General features: G+C 42.6%; 20 protein-coding genes. 9 read left to right on the top strand and 11 right to left on the bottom strand.

Features of this window, described 5'->3' with window-relative positions; all coding sequences use genetic code 11:
- Nucleotides 1–70 precede the first annotated feature (70 nt).
- The 4 genes from ptsI to cysZ all read right to left on the bottom strand — a co-directional run bounded on the left by ptsI (nucleotide 71) and on the right by cysZ (nucleotide 4,369).
- Nucleotides 71–1,795: a phosphoenolpyruvate-protein phosphotransferase PtsI gene (gene ptsI, locus AACV32_RS06950; protein ID WP_017043449.1), complete on the bottom strand. Its 1,725-nt coding sequence runs from the start codon at nucleotides 1,793–1,795 to the stop codon at nucleotides 71–73.
- Between the two features lie 139 nt (nucleotides 1,796–1,934).
- Nucleotides 1,935–2,192, bottom strand: coding sequence for an HPr family phosphocarrier protein (locus AACV32_RS06945; protein ID WP_026027491.1), 258 nt, complete (start codon nucleotides 2,190–2,192; stop codon nucleotides 1,935–1,937).
- 298 nt (nucleotides 2,193–2,490) lie between these two features.
- Nucleotides 2,491–3,459 carry a cysteine synthase A gene (gene cysK, locus AACV32_RS06940; RefSeq protein WP_013857323.1) on the bottom strand — a complete coding sequence of 323 codons (969 nt, stop codon included), beginning with the start codon at nucleotides 3,457–3,459 and terminating at the stop codon, nucleotides 2,491–2,493.
- Between the two features lie 157 nt (nucleotides 3,460–3,616).
- Nucleotides 3,617–4,369: a sulfate transporter CysZ gene (gene cysZ, locus AACV32_RS06935; protein ID WP_013857322.1), complete on the bottom strand. Its 753-nt coding sequence runs from the start codon at nucleotides 4,367–4,369 to the stop codon at nucleotides 3,617–3,619.
- Nucleotides 4,370–4,599: 230 nt separating this feature from the next.
- Between cysZ and zipA the strand changes: the two genes are divergently transcribed.
- The 5 genes from zipA to cueR all read left to right on the top strand — a co-directional run bounded on the left by zipA (nucleotide 4,600) and on the right by cueR (nucleotide 10,421).
- Entirely contained in the window at nucleotides 4,600–5,424 is an 825-nt protein-coding gene (gene zipA / locus AACV32_RS06930; protein ID WP_013857321.1) for a cell division protein ZipA, read from the top strand.
- Between the two features lie 68 nt (nucleotides 5,425–5,492).
- A complete protein-coding gene (ligA, locus tag AACV32_RS06925; protein WP_170894821.1) occupies nucleotides 5,493–7,508 on the top strand; it encodes an NAD-dependent DNA ligase LigA in 2,016 nt (671 codons plus the stop codon).
- Nucleotides 7,509–8,012: 504 nt separating this feature from the next.
- Entirely contained in the window at nucleotides 8,013–9,056 is a 1,044-nt protein-coding gene (chiP, locus tag AACV32_RS06920; protein WP_017045465.1) for a chitoporin, read from the top strand.
- Nucleotides 9,057–9,131: 75 nt separating this feature from the next.
- The gene (locus AACV32_RS06915; RefSeq protein ID WP_026028476.1) at nucleotides 9,132–9,935 is read left to right on the top strand and encodes a hypothetical protein; all 804 of its coding nucleotides are present in this window, start codon (nucleotides 9,132–9,134) and stop codon (nucleotides 9,933–9,935) included.
- Between the two features lie 66 nt (nucleotides 9,936–10,001).
- Entirely contained in the window at nucleotides 10,002–10,421 is a 420-nt protein-coding gene (cueR, locus tag AACV32_RS06910; RefSeq protein ID WP_017043453.1) for a Cu(I)-responsive transcriptional regulator, read from the top strand.
- Nucleotides 10,422–10,551: 130 nt separating this feature from the next.
- Here cueR and AACV32_RS06905 read toward each other — a convergent pair whose 3' ends face one another.
- The 4 genes from AACV32_RS06905 to AACV32_RS06890 form a co-directional block, all read right to left on the bottom strand.
- Nucleotides 10,552–11,010 carry an NfeD family protein gene (locus AACV32_RS06905; protein WP_017049492.1) on the bottom strand — a complete coding sequence of 153 codons (459 nt, stop codon included), beginning with the start codon at nucleotides 11,008–11,010 and terminating at the stop codon, nucleotides 10,552–10,554.
- Between the two features lie 7 nt (nucleotides 11,011–11,017).
- Complete coding sequence (locus tag AACV32_RS06900) at nucleotides 11,018–11,941, bottom strand: SPFH domain-containing protein (RefSeq protein ID WP_013857314.1); 924 nt, start codon at nucleotides 11,939–11,941, stop codon at nucleotides 11,018–11,020.
- 308 nt (nucleotides 11,942–12,249) lie between these two features.
- On the bottom strand, nucleotides 12,250–13,104 hold the full coding sequence (locus AACV32_RS06895; RefSeq protein WP_017045491.1) for a thioredoxin family protein: 855 nt from the start codon (nucleotides 13,102–13,104) through the stop codon (nucleotides 12,250–12,252).
- 399 nt (nucleotides 13,105–13,503) lie between these two features.
- Entirely contained in the window at nucleotides 13,504–14,418 is a 915-nt protein-coding gene (locus AACV32_RS06890; RefSeq protein ID WP_013857312.1) for a TIGR01777 family oxidoreductase, read from the bottom strand.
- Nucleotides 14,419–14,646: 228 nt separating this feature from the next.
- On the opposite strand from AACV32_RS06890, the gene yfcE reads away from it, so the two are divergent.
- Nucleotides 14,647–15,204 (top strand): phosphodiesterase, encoded by a 558-nt coding sequence (yfcE, locus tag AACV32_RS06885; RefSeq protein WP_170894820.1) that lies wholly within the window; start codon nucleotides 14,647–14,649, stop codon nucleotides 15,202–15,204.
- Nucleotides 15,205–15,221: 17 nt separating this feature from the next.
- On the opposite strand, the gene AACV32_RS06880 is transcribed toward yfcE, so the two are convergent.
- The 3 genes from AACV32_RS06880 to AACV32_RS06870 form a co-directional block, all read right to left on the bottom strand.
- Nucleotides 15,222–15,500, bottom strand: a complete 279-nt coding sequence (locus tag AACV32_RS06880; protein WP_017045494.1) for a SelT/SelW/SelH family protein — start codon at nucleotides 15,498–15,500, stop codon at nucleotides 15,222–15,224.
- A gap of 83 nt (nucleotides 15,501–15,583) precedes the next feature.
- On the bottom strand, nucleotides 15,584–16,099 hold the full coding sequence (locus AACV32_RS06875; protein ID WP_026027495.1) for a regulatory protein ToxS: 516 nt from the start codon (nucleotides 16,097–16,099) through the stop codon (nucleotides 15,584–15,586).
- A gap of 10 nt (nucleotides 16,100–16,109) precedes the next feature.
- The gene (locus AACV32_RS06870; protein WP_017045495.1) at nucleotides 16,110–16,976 is read right to left on the bottom strand and encodes a winged helix-turn-helix domain-containing protein; all 867 of its coding nucleotides are present in this window, start codon (nucleotides 16,974–16,976) and stop codon (nucleotides 16,110–16,112) included.
- Nucleotides 16,977–17,234: 258 nt separating this feature from the next.
- On the opposite strand from AACV32_RS06870, the gene htpG reads away from it, so the two are divergent.
- The 3 genes from htpG (at nucleotide 17,235) to hemH (ending at nucleotide 21,186) form a co-directional block, all read left to right on the top strand.
- Nucleotides 17,235–19,142, top strand: a complete 1,908-nt coding sequence (gene htpG / locus AACV32_RS06865) for a molecular chaperone HtpG (RefSeq protein WP_170894819.1) — start codon at nucleotides 17,235–17,237, stop codon at nucleotides 19,140–19,142.
- Between the two features lie 318 nt (nucleotides 19,143–19,460).
- Nucleotides 19,461–20,105, top strand: a complete 645-nt coding sequence (adk, locus tag AACV32_RS06860; protein ID WP_013857306.1) for an adenylate kinase — start codon at nucleotides 19,461–19,463, stop codon at nucleotides 20,103–20,105.
- 115 nt (nucleotides 20,106–20,220) lie between these two features.
- Nucleotides 20,221–21,186, top strand: a complete 966-nt coding sequence (gene hemH / locus AACV32_RS06855) for a ferrochelatase (RefSeq protein ID WP_170894818.1) — start codon at nucleotides 20,221–20,223, stop codon at nucleotides 21,184–21,186.
- The last annotated feature ends 28 nt before the right edge of the window (nucleotides 21,187–21,214 follow it).

Genomic DNA, 21,214 nt, shown 5'->3' with positions numbered 1-21,214 from the left:
AATTATAGTATACCAATCGCCAACAATAGACGACCTATTTTTAGTCGTCTATTTCATTGGTATTAGCGAATTATTGCGTTTTCTCTGCGATGAATTTTTCCACACAAGCTTCGATTTCAGCTGCGGTTGGGAAAGAGAGTGCTTCTTCTGCCATCGCTTTAACTTCGGCGAAGTTTGAGTTGCGGATCACTTTCTTCACTTTAGGGATAGAGATACCGCTCATAGAGAATTCATCGAGTCCCATACCAAGTAGAAGTAGCGTTGCACGTTCATCACCCGCTAACTCGCCACACATACCCGTCCATTTACCTTCAGCGTGTGAAGCATCAATCACTTGCTTAATCACGGTTAAAACCGCTGGAGAAAGTGGGTTATACAGGTGTGAAATCATTTCGTTACCACGGTCAACCGCAAGAGTGTATTGGGTTAAATCATTGGTACCGATAGAGAAAAATGACACTTCTTTTGCCAAGTGGTGCGCAATTGCCGCTGCCGCTGGTGTTTCAACCATAACGCCGATTTCGATATTTTCATCGAACGCTAAGCCTTCAGTGCGAAGTTCTTCTTTGTATTCTTCAATAGCGTTTTTAAGCTCACGAATTTCTTCTACAGAGATGATCATCGGGAACATAATACGCAGTTTACCATGCGCAGATGCACGCAGAATGCCACGAAGCTGATCTCGTAAGATGTCACGACGGTCTAAGCTGATGCGAATCGCGCGCCAGCCCAAAAATGGGTTCATCTCTTTTGGTAGATCCATGTACGGAAGATCTTTATCACCACCGATATCCATGGTACGGATAATCACCGCTTCACCACTCATCGCTTCTGCAACTTCTTTATAAGCTTGGTATTGCTCATCTTCAGTTGGTAGCGCGCTGCGGTCCATGAATAAAAACTCAGTACGATATAAGCCAACGCCTTCACCACCGTTGCGTAAAATACCATCGCAGTCTTTTACTGTGCCGATGTTACCGCATACTTCAACTTGGTGGCCATCGAGTGTGATAGCAGGTAGGTCTTTTAGTTTTGCGAGCTCTTCTTTTTCCGCAGCAAAATCATCACGAATTTTTTTCGCTTCTTCAAGCTGTGCTTCTGAAGGATTAATGATGATTTTGTTGTTCATGGCGTCAAGAACAAGCATGTCGCCATTCTTTACTTTCTTAGTGATGTCGTTAGTACCAACAATCGCTGGAAGCTCAAGTGAACGTGCCATGATTGAAGTATGAGATGTACGACCACCGATATCACAAGCAAAACCCAGCACGTAATCAAGATTGATTTGTGCAGTTTCAGAAGGCGTTAAATCATAAGCAACAAGAATTACTTGTTCGTTAATATCACTCAGTGAAACGATATTGATGCCGAGAGCATTTTTAACAAAGCGCGTACCGATATCGCGGATGTCTGTCGCGCGTTCTTTTAGATATTCATCATCAAGAGATTCTAGGGCAGCAGCCTGCTCTTCGATCACGGTATAGATCGCGTTGTCTGCATGCATTTTGTCATTTTTGATGAGTGCTAAAATTTCTTCTTCTAGCTCTTCATCTTCAAGCAACATGATGTGGCCTTCAAAGATGGCTTCTTTTTCTTCACCAAATGTTTCAAGTGCTTTTTGTTTGATCACTTCTAGCTGAGCAGAAGATTTGTTACGAGCGTCATAAAAACACTGAACTTCTGCTTCTACTTGGTCATCTGAAATAGAGTGAGTATTTAGGACAATTTCATCTTCTTGAAGTAGCAGTGCTTTACCAAAAGCAATGCCTGGAGATGCTAGGATGCCTGAAATCATAGCGTTACCTTAAATTGGTCAACTGTAAACGGGAGAATGTGGACTATTGCGCTAACGGTAATTAGTAGCTCAAAATGTAGACTATTTCCAACAAAGCCATTTTGTTTTGACAAAATGGCTTTGAAAATAGTGGACCGGATTAATGTAGTTGGTCCATGAGAGCAACTAGGTGATCTACCGCTTGCTTAGCTTGAGGGCCTTCAGCAGAAATAGTCACAACGGTACCTTTTACTAGGCCAAGAGTTTGAAGTTTGAATAGGCTCTTAGCACTTGCGCTTTTGCCGTTAGAAGTCACTGTGATGTCTGCATCGAATACTTTTGCTTCTTTAACGAACTGCGCAGCAGGACGAGTGTGAAGGCCGTTTTCTGCAGTGATTTCTACTTGCTTCTCGTACATGTTATATACCCCAATTGATTTATTTTTTGTTAGTTTCTTCACCAGAACAGCTTAACTGCTAATCAACGGTTCTGCTAGCAGAGTAACGCTGTTTTAGTGTCATAGCTGATACTGATTTAAATTTCATAATCACGATTTCAATCTATGTTGTCATTCGTCATTATAGTTAATACGTTTCTGACTTCTTTATTTTGAAGCTTAAAATAAAACGAGGTGATATTACCAAAGGTGAGGCAAGGATCAACAAAAAAGCCCCTGCATGGGGCTTTTTTAAACGAAAATTTGATTTAACCACCTATTACTGTTGGTTCTCTTTCTCGGTAAATAGGCCAGAAAATAGTGCGGTGCTCAGATAACGCTCACCTGAGCTTGGTAGTACCGCTACAATCGTTTTTCCTTCAAATTCAGGTAGTTCTGCTAATCTATTCGCGGCTACAATCGCTGCGCCTGATGAAATTCCAGCCAAGATTCCTTCCTCTTCCATGAGGCGTCTTGCCATTTCAATCGCTTCTTCTGAAGTGACGGCTTCAACACGATCAATGAGGGATAAATCGAGGTTGCCAGGAATAAATCCCGCTCCTATACCTTGGATTTTGTGTGGCGCAGGTTTGATTTCATCTCCAGCAAGTGCTTGAGCAATGACTGGCGACTCCGCAGGTTCAACCGCAACTGAGATGATAGCCTTGCCTTTTTGGCCCTTAATGTAGCGGCTTGTGCCCGTTAAAGTACCACCGGTTCCGACACCTGCAACGAACACGTCAATCTCACCATCAGTTGCATCCCAGATTTCCGGCCCTGTTGTTTTTTCGTGGATTTGTGGGTTGGCTGGGTTATTGAATTGCTGCAGCAACAAGTATTTTTCAGGGTTGCTGGCAACAATTTCTTCTGCTTTAGCAATTGCGCCTTTCATGCCTTTCGCCGCTTCGGTGAGTTCAAGGTTGGCTCCTAAAGCTTTAAGCAGTTTACGGCGCTCTAAACTCATTGATTCAGGCATAGTAAGTGTCAACTTATAACCACGAGCAGCTGCAACAAATGCAAGAGCAACACCGGTGTTACCGCTGGTTGGCTCTACAAGTTCAACGCCAGGTTTCAGTGTGCCAGCTTTTTCTGCTTCCCAAATCATGTTGGCACCGATACGGCACTTCACGCTAAAGCTTGGGTTGCGCGCTTCAATTTTCGCCAGTACCTTACCTTTGCTGACTTTGTTTAAGCGAACAAGAGGAGTGTTACCAATAGTCAGAGAGTTGTCTTCGTAAATTTTGCTCATTGCGATATTCCTTTATTACACACGTTATATGTGCCTGGCGGTCTGATAAGACACGTGAGTGGATACAGATGCAGAATAGGTGTTAACCTTAAAACGTAAAAGGATTAAAAAGTTATAACTTATAGAGGGATATGCAGGTTGAATCTCCCTCGCACCATCACTGCAGTTTGTTTTTAAATTCACCAACCCACATGGCTGTTGCCCCGCATACAGCAACCGGCATGACGATTAAGTTAACAATGGGTATGGTGGTAAAAATCGACACTAAAACACCAAAGCTATACGCCTTGGTCTGTTTTTGTTTCAAATTGTGTCTCATCTGGTTAAAGCTCACTTTGTGGTTGTCAAATGGGTAGTCACAGTATTGGATGGCTAACATCCATGCAGTGAAAATGAACCACAGCAAAGGGCCTAAGGTTTGTCCTAAGGCAGGAATTAGGAGCAATAAGAACAAACCGATTGCTTTGGGTAAGGTATAGATTAATTTTCGCCACTCTCTTGCGAGGATACGTGGGATATCTTTGACCATAGACCAGATGCCATCGCTGTTGATTGGAGCGCCAATTAATCTTTCTTCCACTTTTTCTGCGAGTAGCCCATTAAATGGTGCAGCGACGAAGTTAGCCAGCGTACTGAAGAAATAGGAGAACGTGGCTAAGATAGTGATCGCGAGCAATGGCCATAAAACGTAACTTAGCCAAGATAAAAAATCAGGGATTTGACCAATAAACTGTTCTATCCACGTATTGAGATGATTGAATAAGTAAAAAAGAGCGCTGCCGACGAGAATGATGTTGATGAGTAATGGCAGAATCACAAAGCGTCGAATGCCGGGGGTGAGTGCTAGCTCTAGACCAAAAAAGAAGTATCCAAAACCTGAACGTTGCTTAAGTGTCATACCGTTATCCATGTGAATATCTGTTAATCAATGCTAAAAAGCTATTCTACTCAACCTGCCGAAGAAGAAAAGCGTGGTGAAAATCACATCATGTATTGAACTTCTCACATTAAGTTGTTCTAAATCGGTACAAACTTTTGGTAAAGTACCCCGATAGACCGATATAACCCACGTTGGTGACACGTTCAATTCAAGCTGGTAAAGCTGAGAATAACCATGCATCGAGAAACTGAGAGTGAAACATGCAGGAATTGCGATTCGTACTCATAATTGTTGGCGCGCTAGCGATAGCCGCGTTGCTATTTCATGGTCTTTGGACCAGTAAGAAAGAAGGGAAGTCCAAGTTTGAGGATAAGCCTCTTGGTAAAATTGATGTTGATCACGATGATACACAATCTGCGACCCAGCGTTCATTTGCTCCGGAAGATGATTTCGAAATTATTCGCAAAGTACGTAAAGAGCCAGATTTTAGTGAAGCGGTTGACCCTCTCATTGACGGTTATTCACCAAGCTTTGAACCTGAAAATGTGCTTGATGAACTCGATGATGTGCCCTCAATATCGATGAAAACCGAATCCCCAAGTCTCAGTGAACAAGATGATGTCATTGCTGACGATAATCAAAAATCCGACGTTCAAGAAGCCGAAATGGAAGTGATTGTGCTGAATGTGCATTGTGCGGGAAATGATCCCTTTGTCGGCACTAAGCTTTTTGACAGTATGCAGCAAAACGGCCTTCTTTATGGTGAGATGGATATTTTCCACCGGCATGCCGATCTGTCAGGTACAGGGAAAGTGCTGTTTAGTGTTGCCAACATGATGCAACCCGGTACATTGGCACATCATGATCCTGCGGAGTTTACTACTCGCGGTATCTCATTCTTCATGACACTGCCTTGCTACGGCGAGCCTGATCAAAATTTCAAATTAATGCTTAAAACCGCTCAACAAATCGCTGATGATTTAGGTGGCAATGTATTGGATGATGCGCGTAATTTAATGACGCCAGATCGATTGGCTGCCTACCGACGCCAAATCCAAGAGTTTAAAAGCGCACGCAACGCGTAGACGCGTAGAATAAACATCGACCATTAAGGGCTCCTAGTCGGAGCCTTTTTTCATGATCCGAGAGAATTATGATGCAAACAATAGAACACAAATTAAGCCAACTTCGTGAGACGCTGCATTATCATGCTGTACGTTATTATGTAGAAGATAACCCTGAAATTCCTGACGCTGAGTATGATCGTTTGATGCGTGAGCTGCTTGAGTTGGAATCGCAGTATCCGGAGTTAGTCACAGCGGATTCACCCAGCTTGCGTGTTGGAGGTAAGCCTTTAGAGGGTTTTGCCCAGGTGACTCATGAAATTCCAATGCTCTCTTTAGATAATGTGTTTGATGAGAATGAGCTTGATGCCTTTCACAAGCGGATGCAAGACCGGATACCGAGTGCCCACTTTAACGCTTTTTGCTGCGAACCTAAGCTTGATGGTTTAGCCGTGAGTTTGCTTTACGAAAATGGTGTGTTAGTACAGGCCGCCACGCGTGGGGATGGCGCGGTCGGTGAAAACATTACGGAAAACGTGCGAACGATCAGTGCTATTCCACTGAAGTTACAGGGAAAAGGGTGGCCCGTTCGTTTAGAAGTTCGTGGTGAAGTGTTCATGCCTAAAGCCGGTTTTGAGCGATTGAACCAACAAGCACTCAAAAAAGGTGAAAAAACCTTTGTTAACCCAAGAAATGCAGCCGCAGGGAGCTTGAGACAGCTCGACTCAAAAATCACAGCTCAAAGGCCGTTGAATTTTTATGCTTACAGTGTTGGTGTGATTGAAGGCGCTGAGTTAGCAAGCAGTCATTATCAGCGCTTTTTGCAGTTAAAAGGGTGGGGGCTGCCGATGTGCCCTGAAACACGTCTAGTCTCTTCAATGGATGAAGTGAAAGAGTACTACCAAAGTATCTTAACTCGTCGCGCCCAACTAGCGTATGAGATTGATGGTGTGGTAATTAAAGTTGATGATATTGAACTGCAACAAAAGCTCGGTTTTGTCGCGCGGGCGCCTCGCTGGGCGATTGCTTATAAATTTCCTGCCCAAGAAGAAATAACGCTCCTGAACGATGTTGAATTTCAAGTGGGCCGTACCGGGGCTATTACACCTGTTGCGAAGTTAGAACCTGTATTTGTGGGGGGAGTCACCGTCAGCAATGCGACATTACACAACGCTGATGAAATTGAGCGCCTAGGCGTGAAAATTGGTGATAGCGTTATTATTCGTCGAGCAGGCGACGTTATCCCACAGATTGTTTCTGTGTTGTTAGACAGACGCTCTGATACAGTGGTCGATATTGTTTTCCCGCAGTACTGCCCGGTGTGCAACTCTGACATTGAGCGTGTTGAAGGTGAAGCTGTCGCCCGTTGTACAGGGGGGTTAGTGTGTCAAGCTCAGCGCAAAGAAGCATTAAAGCACTTTGTCTCTCGCAAAGCGTTAGACGTGGATGGTTTAGGCGAAAAAGTGATTGAGCAGCTTGTTGATAAAGAGATGGTGAGCACGCCCGCGGACCTCTTCCGTCTAAAAGCAGGGCAGCTAACGGTGTTAGAGCGTATGGGACCAAAATCAGCACAAAATATCGTTAATGCACTGAATGCCGCCAAAATGACCACATTACCCCGTTTTTTGTATTCATTGGGCATACGTGAAGTCGGGGAAGCGACGGCGGCGAATCTTGCGCTCCATTTCGGGTCATTAGACAAAATTCGCCAAGCGACCCATAAAGAACTACTTGAAGTTCAAGATGTTGGAGTTATCGTTGCGAGTCATATCACATCTTTTTTTGAGCAAGATAAAAACCAACAAGTGATTAATGAATTGATCGAACTCGGTATCCAGTGGCCTAATATCGAAAAGCCGAGCCAAGATGCGATTCTCCCTTTACTTGGTAAAGTGGTGGTTTTGACGGGGAGCTTGTCGAAACTCTCTAGAAGTGATGCGAAAGCGGCGCTACAAGAGCTTGGCGCAAAAGTAACGGGAAGCGTCTCTAAAAACACCGATATACTATTTGCCGGAGAAGCGGCCGGTTCAAAATTAGTAAAAGCGCAAGAACTAGGGATCGAAATTCGCAGCGAACAAGATTTGCTTGAGTTAATGAAAAGCTAATTTTTTAAGCATCCCTTCTTTCATAAAGCCTCAAAATTAATTTTGAGGCTTTATTTTTATCTCAAACCGCCACATTAAAATGTCCAGTAATTAGAAAAAAAGCTCTCATTTTCTTCGATACCAATCAAGAAGAACTTTACTCTCTTTCAATTTATTATTGCGATGCACTTCAAGCTATTAGTGTAATTGTTTTTTTATCGTTTTGAAAATTAATGAGTTTTTTGTTTTTATATTTTGTTTTATGACTTATTAGATCTTGATCACTTACTTGGTCAAAGTTTGCCGTAGCTCATATTTTTTTAGATAAAAATTAAGTTCTCATTGATGTTTTCTGTTGCGAAGTTAGTCTAGTGAACATGGATACACGATGTGTATGCAGGAAAAGAGAAAATCAGAAAATTAATGACTAATTTAGGTTTTCAACATAGGAAATGATTTCTCCCTTCGGCGGCCAACTTAAGGGGGAAATAAAAAACAGCTATATCTATTTTTAGGAGTTTTTCCATGGACAAAATGTTTAAACGTACTCTTTTAGGCGCTGCAGTTGCTATGGCGTCAACTGGTGCATTCGCAGCGTCTGAAACAGGTGCAATTGGTGTGCTGTCTGATTTTAACGTGCAAGCGTACGGCGTTGCTGCTATTTCTGCTTTTTATCAAGAAGATAGTAATGGTTACGATTATGAAAATGAATCACGCATAGGTTTCCGTGCTAGCAAAGATATGTTTGATAATGTGAACGTATTTATGCAAATTGAATCAGGTTATGTTGGCGAAGATGGTAAAGGTAACACTTTAGGTGCCCGTGATACTTTCCTTGGTTTGCAAGGAGATTGGGGTAAAATTCGTTTTGGTCGCATGCTTACCCCTCTATATGAAATCGTTGACTGGCCATACTCTAACCCAGGTTTAGGTCGTGTATTCGATTGGGGTGGCGATGTTGCAGGCCATTATGATCGTAAAGGTGATATTGCTCGCTACGACTCACCAGCCTTCGGTGGTCTAACATTTAACATTTCTGCTGGTCGTGGTGATGTAGGCACTAAGGGTTCAAATCACTTTGGTGCAGCTGTTCACTATAATGCAGCTGATATCGTAACTTTCCATGTCGGTTACGAAAATAACTCAAAATACCAATTAACTTTAACAGAAGACAAAAAAGATGATATTAAAGCTGCTGCTGACGCAACAGCGTATATCGTAGGTTTTGAACTTCCACTGCCAGCAGGCTTCGGCTTAGCTGGGGCTTATAAGTATACGGAAGGTGTTTCTAAACACTATAGCAATGCTGGTAAAGAAGGTGAGCAAGGTCAATACTCTCTGATCGGCCAATACTGGAATGGTCCATGGGGCTTCAAAGTAGGCTATGCAGCTAACCTTGATTCTGAAGTGAACGGTGTAGATCAAAATGATGATGATGAAGTATTGTCTGCACAGCTGATGTACGTGAAAAATGGTTTCGTGCCATACATTCGTGTTGGTCAGCACGATGCATACAACTCTGATGATAAGAAAGGATTTGTACGTGTAGGCTTGGAATACGGCTTCTAATTTGACAAACCTCGCCTTTCTTTAATAAAACGCCGGCCTTGTGCCGGTGTTTTTACTCCATAAACAAGGACATAAATGATGAATTTATTTAAAACGACCATATTATTTTCAACCATCACAATGGCCGTTGGATGCAGTAATTTAGACAGTTCTAGTGTGTTCAATGATGTGGCGAAGAATGTCAAAGAAAGGCACAACTATGTTCAAGTTGTAGCAAAAGACATTACACCAGGAGCTAAGGCAATTTTAGGACCTGATATTGTAAAATCTGAGCTAAGCTATGTCGGTAATTTCCCTAAATCTGAAGGGGTAAATATTGAATATTCATATGTTGATATGAATGTCACTTATTTTAAAAATTATGACCAATTTGACACAGTTACTTACTCATCACAGAAGTTTCAAGTAGAAACATATCGTCCATTGGCTGAGACTTGTACCGAGCATTGTACTACGACGCAATGGTTTAAGTTTCCATTATCTCAAGAATATATTCATCAGCTGAGCTCGGATTCGGTTGTGTTTACGCTGACTTCATCAACAGGCAAAAGCCAAGTAGAATTTTCGGTGCCTAAAGCCTACTTCTTAGCCGTGATTGACGAGGCGAATTTCACCTTAGGCAGTTCAACTATACCTTCCAGTATCACTCACTCGGTGCAAGAGCAAGCGACTAAACCTATTGAAATGGTTCAATATTGGTTTGCTGAAGCTGATGTTAACGATCGGAAAATATTTGAAAACTGGGCATTTAGCAATCGAGATAACATTAGCCAACCTCTGACGGCAGAAAATAAGCCATTAGATATGCTAGGGTACTGGTATGAGAAAGCGAATAAAGCTGAGAAGTCTCAGATTCTGAGCTGGTTACTAAATCAATAATCAAGCTTGCGATTTATCGTTATAAAAGGCATGGTTAAACCATGCCTTTTAAGTATTACACTTACTATGAATATTAGCCAAGTTTCTCAGTTAACAGCACTTACTGCTAAGTCCATTCGTCTTTATGAAGAGAAGGGGCTGATATCGCCGCCCCTTCGTTCAGAGAATGGTTACCGTCATTATCAACAAGCGCATATTGATGATCTTTTACTTATTGCGCGATGCAAGCGCGTTGGTTTTAGTTTAGAGGAATGTAAATCTTTACTCGCCCTTGCCAACGATCCGTCCCGGACCAGTTTTGCAGTCAAAGAGAAAGCGCAAGAGAAGTTGAAACAAGTATCACAGAAGCTGGCAGAGCTTTCATTGATTAAGTTGCAACTAGAAGAGTGGATTACCGAATGTCCAGGCGACGGCGGTAGTGAATGCCCGATCATAGATAATTTGAAGGGGCAGTGTTGCCATAACGACTTGAACAAGTCAGTGTGAAAATGAGCTCATTAGCTAATGAGCTGTCGAGGCACACACTACAATTGGGCTGCCCATAAATGAAAAAACCAAAAGCAATTCATCACTTTTGGTTTTTATGTACTTTCTTACTGATGTTTACTCAATGAAGCTAGCTCTCTTTAGGCTCAACAATCAACACTATTCCTTCGACATCTACGACTTTAACCACAACATCAGCTTCTAGGTTTTGCTGGCATTTTGCTGTCCACGTCGTATCGCCGAGCTGCAATCGAAAAGTTGCCCCTTCTTGAACGCTCTCTTTAAGACGAGCTGTTTGTCCGATCAGCTGTTTCTGTTTCTGGTTCAGATCACGAGTCTCGTCACCATCGTGGTCTGATTTAAATTGTTTACGCCACCATAACCAAGTCGTGACGAGTGATAAACTTGCAAAAGCCATCCACTGCAGTTGCCAACTGATGGGGAGCATCGCAAAGATAAGGCCAACGATGAGTGCGGAAATACCTAACCAAAGAAAATACCCAGCAGTTCCAAGCAGTTCCAATGCAACAAGCACTAAGCCTAATGCGAGCCAGTGCCAATAATTCATTTGTTGTATTAGCTCAATCACGTTAGGCCTACTTATCTTGTGAGGATTTCAGGTTGAACATTTCAGCAATGCCAGCAACCGAACCCATCAACCCAGTTGCTTCTAATGGCAGCATGATGATTTTGCTGTTTTCTGCTTGACCAATGGCTTTAAGTGCTTCGGTATATCCTTGAGCGATAAAGTAGTTAACCGCTTGCATGTCACCTTGCGCAATCGCATTCGAAACCATCTCTGTCGCTTTAGCTTCCGCTTCGGCAGCGCGTTCACGTGCTTCTGCTTGAAGAATAGCCGCCTGCTTTTCACCTTCAGCTTTAAGTATTTCAGACTGCTTTTGGCCTTCGGCGCGTAAAATTTGTGCTTGACGTACGCCTTCGGCTTCTAACACTTCAGCACGTTTATTTCTCTCCGCTTTCATTTGCGCGTTCATCGCCGCGGTTAAATCCGCTGGTGGTTGTACATCTTTAATTTCGATGCGAGTGACTTTTACACCCCAAGGGTTAGTCGCCTGATCGACTATCGATAACAATTTAGTGTTGATCATGTCACGCTGGCTGAGCATTTCATCCAGCTCCATCGAGCCCAGTACGGTACGCATATTCGTTAGAGTTAAGTTGCGAATGGCGTGTTGTAGTTCGCTAACTTCATAGGCGGCTTTCGCAGCATCAATCACTTGCACGAAGCAAACCGCGTCGATAACAACATTGGCGTTATCTTTGGATATCACTTCTTGTGCTGGGATATCAAGAACCTGTTCCATCATATTAATTTTTTGTCCGACACGATCAATGAACGGAATAATGATATTTAAACCGGGGCGTAGGGTGTGTGTGTAACGTCCAAAACGCTCTACTGTCCAATTGCTCCCTTGTGAAACGGTTTTCACTGCAGAAAAGATAAATGAAATAACGACGAATACAAATATGCCAACGGCGACGAGTGAATCAATAGCCATAACGGTTCCTTTTTAGTATTAAATAATCCTAATGTTGATGTTCCTTTCTCTATTGAAACGGCCGCTGTGTTAGCTAAGTTCGTTCACCCCAATCATAGAGCTTATTGTGCTCATAGGGATGAACTCACTTGCCGACTGCCGGTATCTCCAAGTCATTTGGATATAGGAGCGATTCTCATCAACGTTTGAGCTTTGCTATTGATCATTCTCTATCAGTTATCGATATGGAACAAATGAAATAATGAGATTTGATACTGGTTTTTTAAACAATCAAAGCAGAACGTTTCCAGTTTAATTGCTTGATATTATTAATATAATAGTGAATACAGCTTTCTGCGATAGAGATTTGCCACACTATTTCCTTGTCCAAGAGCACTTAAGATGTCCATAAACACTTTTTTGAGCCCGCCATCGAGGCAATTGAGGTCGCTTTGTAAAAATGACCATAACAGCTCGAGAGCTTCTTCATTACGGTTAACTTGATGATATTGAAGCGCTAACTCACTTGCTATGTGAGCGTTGTTTGGCTCAGCGGAAAAAATCTCTTCTAATGCTTGAATCTCTGGGCTGTCAGCGGCTTGCTTGTGCAGCTCCAGTTTGGCGATTAAGCCTTTGTAGTAACCATCTTGATACTCTAGTGGGATGCGTTCCAGTTCTGTTTCTGCCGCTTCATACTGCTGAGTTTCCAGAAACACATCAGCGAGGGCCAGTTTGACCTCTGCTTTTGCTTTCATATCGTCAGGTAGACTTAGTAGCAAGGGTAGTGCTTGTGAATGTTGTGTTTGCTCTATCAGTGTTAAGGCTTGCTGTAGCGCAACTTCATCGTGGCTTGGCAAATGTTTGCTTAACATTGCATTCACTGTTTCTATGGTCTGAGCACCTGCTAAACCGTCGACCGCTTGACCATTAATAAACAGAGCGATTGTTGGCAGGGCTTGAACACCAAATTGTGCTGCCACTTGCTGTTCTTGTTGGCAGTTGAGAAGAGCCAATGTGAATGCGCCACTGTGCTGTTGCGCTACGCTTTGTAATTCAGGAATGAGTTGTACGCTCTCTTGATTCATGGGTGCCCAAAAATAAAAGAGAATAGGAGCCTCAACTGAGCGTTCGAACACCTCTCGAAAGTTGTGCTGATTGACCTCAACGATGTAAGGTGATTGCATGATATTTTCCTTGCGATAATCAAGTTTATAGTCTTAGAAATAGGGGTGAAAATTGGAATATCAAGGGCAAATGAAAAACGCTACCGTTAAAGTAGCGTTTTTTATCTCTCAAAGAGAGGGCAAGCAAAGGTGTCTATAATATTAAAAATAGTGTCAGCGCAACACCGACACTGAGCCAATTTAATTGGTGTAATGTCATATTCGTCGTACCACATGTAACGCTTTATATTAGATTAACTGGGATATCCAGAGTTGTATCATGTCACATGAATGTTACGAATTAATGACAATTGAGTTGATTGTGCTACTTTATGCAACCGTCGGTTTATCCACTGATAAGTATCGCTTTTGTCATTATCGTATACCTTGCTATTCACAAAAAATATAGGCCAGTTTTGGTTAAGCACGATGTTGTAATATATTTTTCAACGCAGGTTCTAGGTGTGAAAACTGGAAGTGAAATCCTAGCTCGGTTAGCTTTTTAGGTTTTGCTCTAATACTATCAAACAGTAAAACAGCCGCTTCACCCATTGCAAGGTTTAGAACCCATTTGGGAGTGAATAGTATATGTGGTCGACGTAATGTTTTCGCCAATAGCTGGCTAAAATGCTTATTAGGTACGGGATGTGGAGCACAGAGGTTAAAAGCACCTTGTGCATGTGGCGTGTCTAATAAATAGGCTATCGCTCGTGCCATATCTAATAAGTGGATCCATGGCATATACTGTTCACCCTTACCAAGAGGGCCGCCCAAGCCTAAACGGTAAGGTGGCAGCATTTTCTTTAAAGCACCACCATCGCTAGCGAGCACGATCCCCGTACGCAATAGGCACACTCGAGTTTTTTCTGATTGCGCTTGGAGGGCGATGCGTTCCCATTTTTCGCAAACGTGATGAGGAAAACTTTGTTGGTGCACATGTAATGTTTCATCAAACGGATGAGACTGTTGGTCACCATAATAGCCGACGGCCGAGCCACTGATGAAAACGGAGGGTGGTTCAGTACTGGCATGGATGAGTTCAACTAACCGCTCTGTTATTTCCCATCGACTAGCGCAAATGATCGCTTTTTGCTGTTTGCTCCAACGTTTGTCGGCGATCGGTTCTCCTGCAAGATTGATAATGGCGTCAAATTGATTCGCGTCTTTTAAACTCGCTAGGGAAGTCAGGTAGGTGATACTACCTTTGTCTACATGGGCGAGCTGCTGCTTAGCTCGCTCTATATCGCGCGTGAGGAGGTAGATATTGTGCGTGAAAATCTGTTTCATCAGCTCTTTACCGATAAAGCCAGTCCCTCCCGTTAATAGTATTTTCATGTTTCTACCTCATTGGTCTGTGCGATATCACCTAAATGGTGGTGATGAGAACGATAGCCATGTTAGTTAAGTGGCGATGCTTGTTTGCCATCTAACCTAATATAGGAAACTTATTTAGCATACGTGAATTGTTCGTGGTGATAAATGACAATGTTTATCCATAACTAAAGATGACGAAGTGTGCTGAAATTCGTACAATCTGTAGCTCCAAAATACGGAGATAAAAGTATGAAGTTGTTTTTTGCTTCGGATTTACACGGTTCACTGCCTGCTACTGAAAAAGTACTCAGTCTATTTGAACAGTCAGGTGCAGACACTTTAGTACTGCTAGGAGACCTTTTAAATCATGGTCCACGTAATCCTATTCCCGATGGGTATAATCCGACCGCAGTTGCGGAGTGCTTGAATCGATGGGCGCCGCATATTGTGGCGGTCAGAGGCAATTGTGATAGCGAAGTCGACCAAATGCTGCTCGACTTTCCGATGATGATGGATTTTTGTTGGGTAGTTTTGGAGTCAGGAACTCGTTTTTTCTTAACGCATGGCCATCAATATAATGCTCAAAATAGGCCACCATTAAAAAAAGGTGATGTTTTGATCCATGGCCACTCGCACATCCCTATGGTGCAAGGTCAAGATGATGTCATTATTGTCAACCCGGGGTCCGCGACCTTTCCACGTAATGAATTTCCCCCAAGCTACGCTATTTATACGGATGGATTATTTCAAGTAATGGGGCTAGAGGGGCAAGGACTAGCGCAATATCGTTTAGCGACTAGCTCTTAAACCGGTCGCTATCTGATTTACCTGTTGTCTGAATGACCCAGATCTCGCTCTGGGTCAATGATATCTCTGACTCGTTGCTTAAGAACTTTTGCTTCAGGGAAACCACCATCATGTTTACGTTCCCAAATACGTTGCCCATTGCACATGATTTCAAATCGTCCCCCTGTATCAGGGTAGAGACGCACAGATTCAATTTCTTCACTAAAAGTATGCAGTAACTCTTGGCTTAGCCAAGTGGCTCGAAGCATCCAATTACACTGGCGGCAATAGTAGATCTCAATATTGGCTTTTTCCATGGTGTACCTTTTGTGAAGAAGTAAGGGCCATTCGCAACAAAGGACCTTTCGACCCTTCAGTAAAGTTACAGATTACTCGATGGCTAATTGATAAACAGCACTGTCGAACCATGGCTTAGGCTGGTGAGCAATAATGTTTTTTCATTGACGACATCAATACGTCGGCTTTGTTGAGCATCCATCTTGAAAAATTGAGTAATCAGTTCTAATTGCTCAGGGGTAAAGTCCTTACTTTGACTAGAACTAATGTTTTTAAATTCGCTAGGCGATATCAATAAGTAGCTATCACTGATATCCCAGGTGCCGGTTTCTGAGATATTAATGAAACTTTCACTTTCACCACCCACGGCGAATAACTTCACATTTGACATTCTAATATAAGTACCGTTAGGTAAATATTTTACATTCGAATTGACATCAACCCGACGGATTGGCCCAACAGAATCATTCTGTTGACTGCGTTTTACCACAGTGACCATTTTAGATTGCCATTCTTGCGCCGTTAGGATTTGTTCTATTTTTAAATCACTGCCCCAGTATAACCAACTACTGAATAGTGCAGAGATAGCTAAGATGAGGGTTGCCACTTTTGGATTCATATTTATGCCCTTATTTACACACGTTGGCCAAATCATCTTGGTTAGCTAAAATTCGTAAAGTGACATTTTCACCCGAGAACTCAGAACTATGGATGTAATTCAATACGAGCTGATTATTTTGACCACCAGTCGCAATCACCTGCTTAGGTGCCAGTTCTCCAGTATGTGATTCATTGTATTTTTTTACGCATTTTTCAATAGAAGGTAACCATTTGTTTAGGTCTGGATGATTGATGGGCGTATTCACAACTATGTTGTTATAAACCGCAATCTGTTTAAATTTTGATTGTGCAGGGCTAGTCAATAGGAGAGCCAGAATAGGTAAGAAAAGAGCCACAACCAACATCAATTTGCTTTGCAGTGTTAACTTTTCTTTCCCTATTTTTACTTTCGCGAGTGGATCTGTCGTCACGGTTTGGGATGTTGTCTCTTCGGGTTGCGAAGTGGTATCCGCGTCAATGTCTTGGATAGACTCACTGGCCAGTAACGGTTCCTCTTCAGGCTCGTTGGTGGTGTTTTTTTGTGAGTAGGGGGTTGCTCGAGTCACCGAGGCGATCATTTGATAACCTCGTTTCGGCACGGTTTTGACGAATTCTGGTGATTTGGTTTGATCTTTCAACATCTTACGAAGTGTTGAAATCGCTTGAGTTAAGCTTGAGTCATCAACTTCAAAACCTTGTTCACGCCACACAAACTCATGCAGTTCATGGCGTGTAATGACTTCATTTGGGCGTTCACAAAGTAGAAGTAGAATTCGACTTTCGTTACTACCAAGGCGAACAGCCTCTTGTTCGTTTTCTTGTTCAAGCAAAGAGTTACTATTGGGATCAAACGTGAATCGGTTAGCAAGGATGAATTTTGTGCCTATGTTACTCATGATAATCTTCTTATTGTTGGCATGTTTAACCGTCCATCAACCTAGCCTGCTTGGGGAAGCAATTGATGAAACATTATGCTAGTTTTTATTTTCTTTGATAAAAATTACGGCAAGCATAATCAAAATAAATGAAAAAAACAGTGTTTTTATGATTATTGACCTTGAATTTACAATTGCCAGCCTCATCTTACTAGCAAATCATCCTTGGTTGCACACTCTGTGTGTGAATGAAAATAACTCAGATGTTATGGAGCTAGTATGAGCGAAACGGCTACTACCAATAAAGAAACTCGTGGTTTTCAATCTGAAGTCAAACAGTTACTTCATCTTATGATTCACTCTCTTTATTCCAATAAAGAGATCTTCCTTCGCGAATTAATTTCAAATGCCTCTGATGCTGCGGATAAACTTCGTTTTCAAGCGTTGTCTAATGCCGATTTATATCAAGGTGATGCCAACTTAGGCGTTAAATTATCGTTTGATACCCAAGCGAATACGCTGACCATTTCAGATAACGGTATTGGTATGAGCCGCGAAGATGTCATTGAACATCTCGGTACGATTGCAAAATCCGGCACAGCGGAGTTTTTCTCTAAACTATCCCAAGATCAATCTAAAGACTCTCAGCTTATCGGTCAGTTTGGGGTGGGTTTTTACTCGGCCTTCATCGTCGCTGATGCGGTCACTGTAAGAACTCGCGCTGCGGGTTTACCCGCTAACGAAGCGGTTCAATGGTATTCACAAGGTGAAGGTGAATATACAGTCGAAAGCATTAATAAAGAGTCTCGTGGAACCGATATCATTTTGCACATGCGAGAGGAAGGCAAAGAGTTCCTTTCTGAATGGCGTCTGCGTGATGTGATTTCTAAATATTCAGACCACATTGGAATTCCAGTTTCTATCCAAACCAAGGTTCGTGATGACGAAGGTAATGAGGCTGAAGAGACCCAGTGGGAACAAATCAACAAAGCACAGGCGTTGTGGACGCGTTCTAAGTCAGAAATCAGTGATGAAGAGTATCAAGAGTTCTATAAACACGTTTCCCATGATTATGCTGACCCACTGGTGTGGAGCCATAACCGTGTAGAAGGTAAAAACGATTATACCAGCCTACTTTATATTCCAGCGAAAGCACCTTGGGATATGATGAATCGTGATCATAAATCAGGCTTGAAACTTTATGTTCAGCGTGTATTTATCATGGATGATGCTGCGCAATTTATGCCGTCCTACTTGCGCTTTGTCCGTGGTTTAATCGACTCAAACGATTTACCGCTTAATGTTTCACGCGAGATTTTACAAGATAACAAGGTGACTCAATCATTGCGTAATGCTTGTACCAAGCGTGTATTGACCATGCTTGAACGTATGGCGAGCAATGATGCTGATAAATATCAAACCTTCTGGAAAGAGTTTGGTTTGGTACTCAAAGAGGGGCCTGCAGAAGATTTTGCTAATAAAGAGAAGATCGCCAGCCTATTGCGCTTCGCCTCGACCGAGGTTGACTCAGCAGAGCAAACGGTTAGTTTAGCGGCTTATGTTGAACGGATGAAAGAGGGGCAGGATAAAATCTACTACCTCACCGCCGATAGCTATGCAGCGGCCAAAAATAGCCCGCACCTAGAGCAGTTTAAAGCCAAAGGTATCGAAGTTATTTTAATGTTTGATCGCATTGATGAGTGGTTGATGAATTACCTCACTGAGTTTGATGGAAAAATGTTCCAATCCATCACCAAAGCAGGGCTAGATCTGAGCCAGTTCGAAGATGAAGCGGAAAAAGAGAAGCATAAAGAGACTGAAGAAGAGTTTAAATCGGTGGTTGAACGTACGAAGCAGTACCTTGGCGATCGTGTCAAAGAGGTTCGAACTACCTTTAAACTGGCAAGTACTCCAGCGGTTGTTGTGACCGACGATTATGAGATGGGTACGCAGATGGCAAAATTGCTTGCTGCGGCTGGTCAACCGGTACCAGAGGTGAAGTATATTTTGGAACTTAACCCTGAACATGCGTTAGTGAAACGGATGGCCGATGAAGCGGATGAGCAAGTATTTGGTCGCTGGGTTGAAGTTTTACTAGGTCAAGCGACGCTCGCTGAGCGTGGTTCGATGGAAGATCCGTCACAATTCTTAACCGCAATTAATCAGCTTTTGACTAAGGTTGAATAGCTAACTGGCTAACAAAAAGCTCGCAACTGCGAGCTTTTTGCTTTGAATAGCGATTCTCTGCTGAGAACGAGCGATATTTTAGGCAAACTTGCAGCGAACATCCGGCCAAGATTATATTCTTTAGTCTTAATCTGGTTAGTCGCTTAAATTTGTATGTTAGAATGCATCGCTTGAATGCGATCGGTAAGCTGTGTATGTTGCTTGCCGAATTATTATTCACTCATCTCATTACCGTTATACCGAAACTTACCGTTGGTTTTAAGTCTCATCTGGTTGTGAGCTTCGGTATAAATCATAATTTTCTAAAGAGGATTAAACATGCGCATCATTCTTCTAGGTGCTCCCGGTGCAGGTAAAGGCACTCAAGCTCAATTCATCATGGAGAAGTACGGTATTCCACAAATCTCTACTGGTGATATGTTACGTGCTGCGATTAAAGCAGGTACTGAACTTGGCAAAAAAGCGAAATCAGTGATTGATGCTGGTCAACTTGTTTCTGATGAAATCATCCTTGGCTTAATCAAAGAACGCATCACCCAAGCTGATTGTGAAAAGGGCTTTTTACTCGATGGTTTTCCTCGCACGATTCCTCAAGCTGATGGCTTAAAAGCAATGGGTATTAATGTTGACTATGTTATTGAGTTTGATGTTGCCGATGACGTTATTGTTGAGCGTATGGCGGGACGTCGTGCTCACTTGGCTTCTGGTCGTACCTACCACGCCATTTACAACCCGCCAAAAGTGGAAGGTAAAGATGACGTAACAGGTGAAGATCTTGTCGTTCGTGATGATGACAAAGAAGAAACCGTTCGTGCTCGTTTAGGTGTTTACCACGAGCAAACAGCGCCACTGATCACTTACTACGGTAAAGAAGCACAAATGGGTAATACGAAATACCTAAAATTTGATGGCACTAAGCCAGTTGCTCAAGTTAGCGCTGATATTGAGAAAGCATTAGCATAATTGGCTCAGTATAGGCTTGTTAACTTTGTTATAGTGAAAGCGACCTAAAGGTCGCTTTTTTTATGAACTTTCCTGCCGCGAATTCGTACTCAATAATTAACAATGAAATGGATGAATGGAAGTAATGCAAAATAATCAAAAACAGGGTGTGCTATTAGTTAACTTGGGAACGCCGAGTGAACCGACGGCATCGGCAGTAAAACGATTTTTAAGCCAATTTTTACATGACCAGCGTGTGGTTGATATGAGTCGTTGGATCTGGTGTCCATTATTACATGGTGTGATTCTTCCGCTGCGAGCTCCCAAGGTTGCTAAGTTATATCAATCTGTCTGGATGGAAGAAGGCTCTCCTTTGATGGTGTACTCTAAACGCCAAGTGCAAGCGTTAGAACAGTATCTCGGTACACCAGTGGAACTTGGTATGACCTATGGTTCACCAAGCCTTTTAGAGGGTATCAACGCATTATTGGAGCGTGGTGTTGAAGAGATTGTAGTGCTGCCTCTGTACCCTCAATATTCTGGTACTACTACGGCTGCCGTGTTTGATGGCCTTGCCAAAGCGATGAAACGTATCCCTGTGACGCCCAATTTACGTTTTATTCGTGATTATCATAATCACCCTGCTTATATACGATCTTTGGCGAGTAAAGTCCGTGACTCTTGGCAACGTAACGGGCAAGGTGACTATTTGCTTTGTTCCTACCACGGTATCCCTAAGCGATACGCCGATAACGGTGATATCTACCCACAGCACTGCCAAAAAACCACAGAACTTTTGGCACAAGAACTTGGTTTGAATGCTGACCAAATCGGCATGACTTATCAGTCTATTTTTGGACGTGAAGAGTGGCTACAGCCTTATACGGATAAAACATTAGAGGCTCTGCCAAGCCGCGGTATTAAAAAGTTGGATATCATCACACCCGCCTTCTCGGTGGATTGTTTAGAAACCCTAGAAGAGATAGCTGAGCAAGGTAAAGAAACTTTTATTCACGCTGGTGGAGAATTGTTTACCTACATTGAGTGCCTAAATGATTCGGCAATGCATATAGAAATGATGGCTTCCTTAGTTAAGCGCTGATGAGTTGAATTCTTTTCTGGTACAAAAA

Source organism: Vibrio sp. B7, from assembly GCF_963888765.1.
GTDB lineage: Bacteria > Pseudomonadota > Gammaproteobacteria > Enterobacterales > Vibrionaceae > Vibrio > Vibrio anguillarum.
This window is presented reverse-complemented; position numbering and strand designations above follow the sequence as displayed.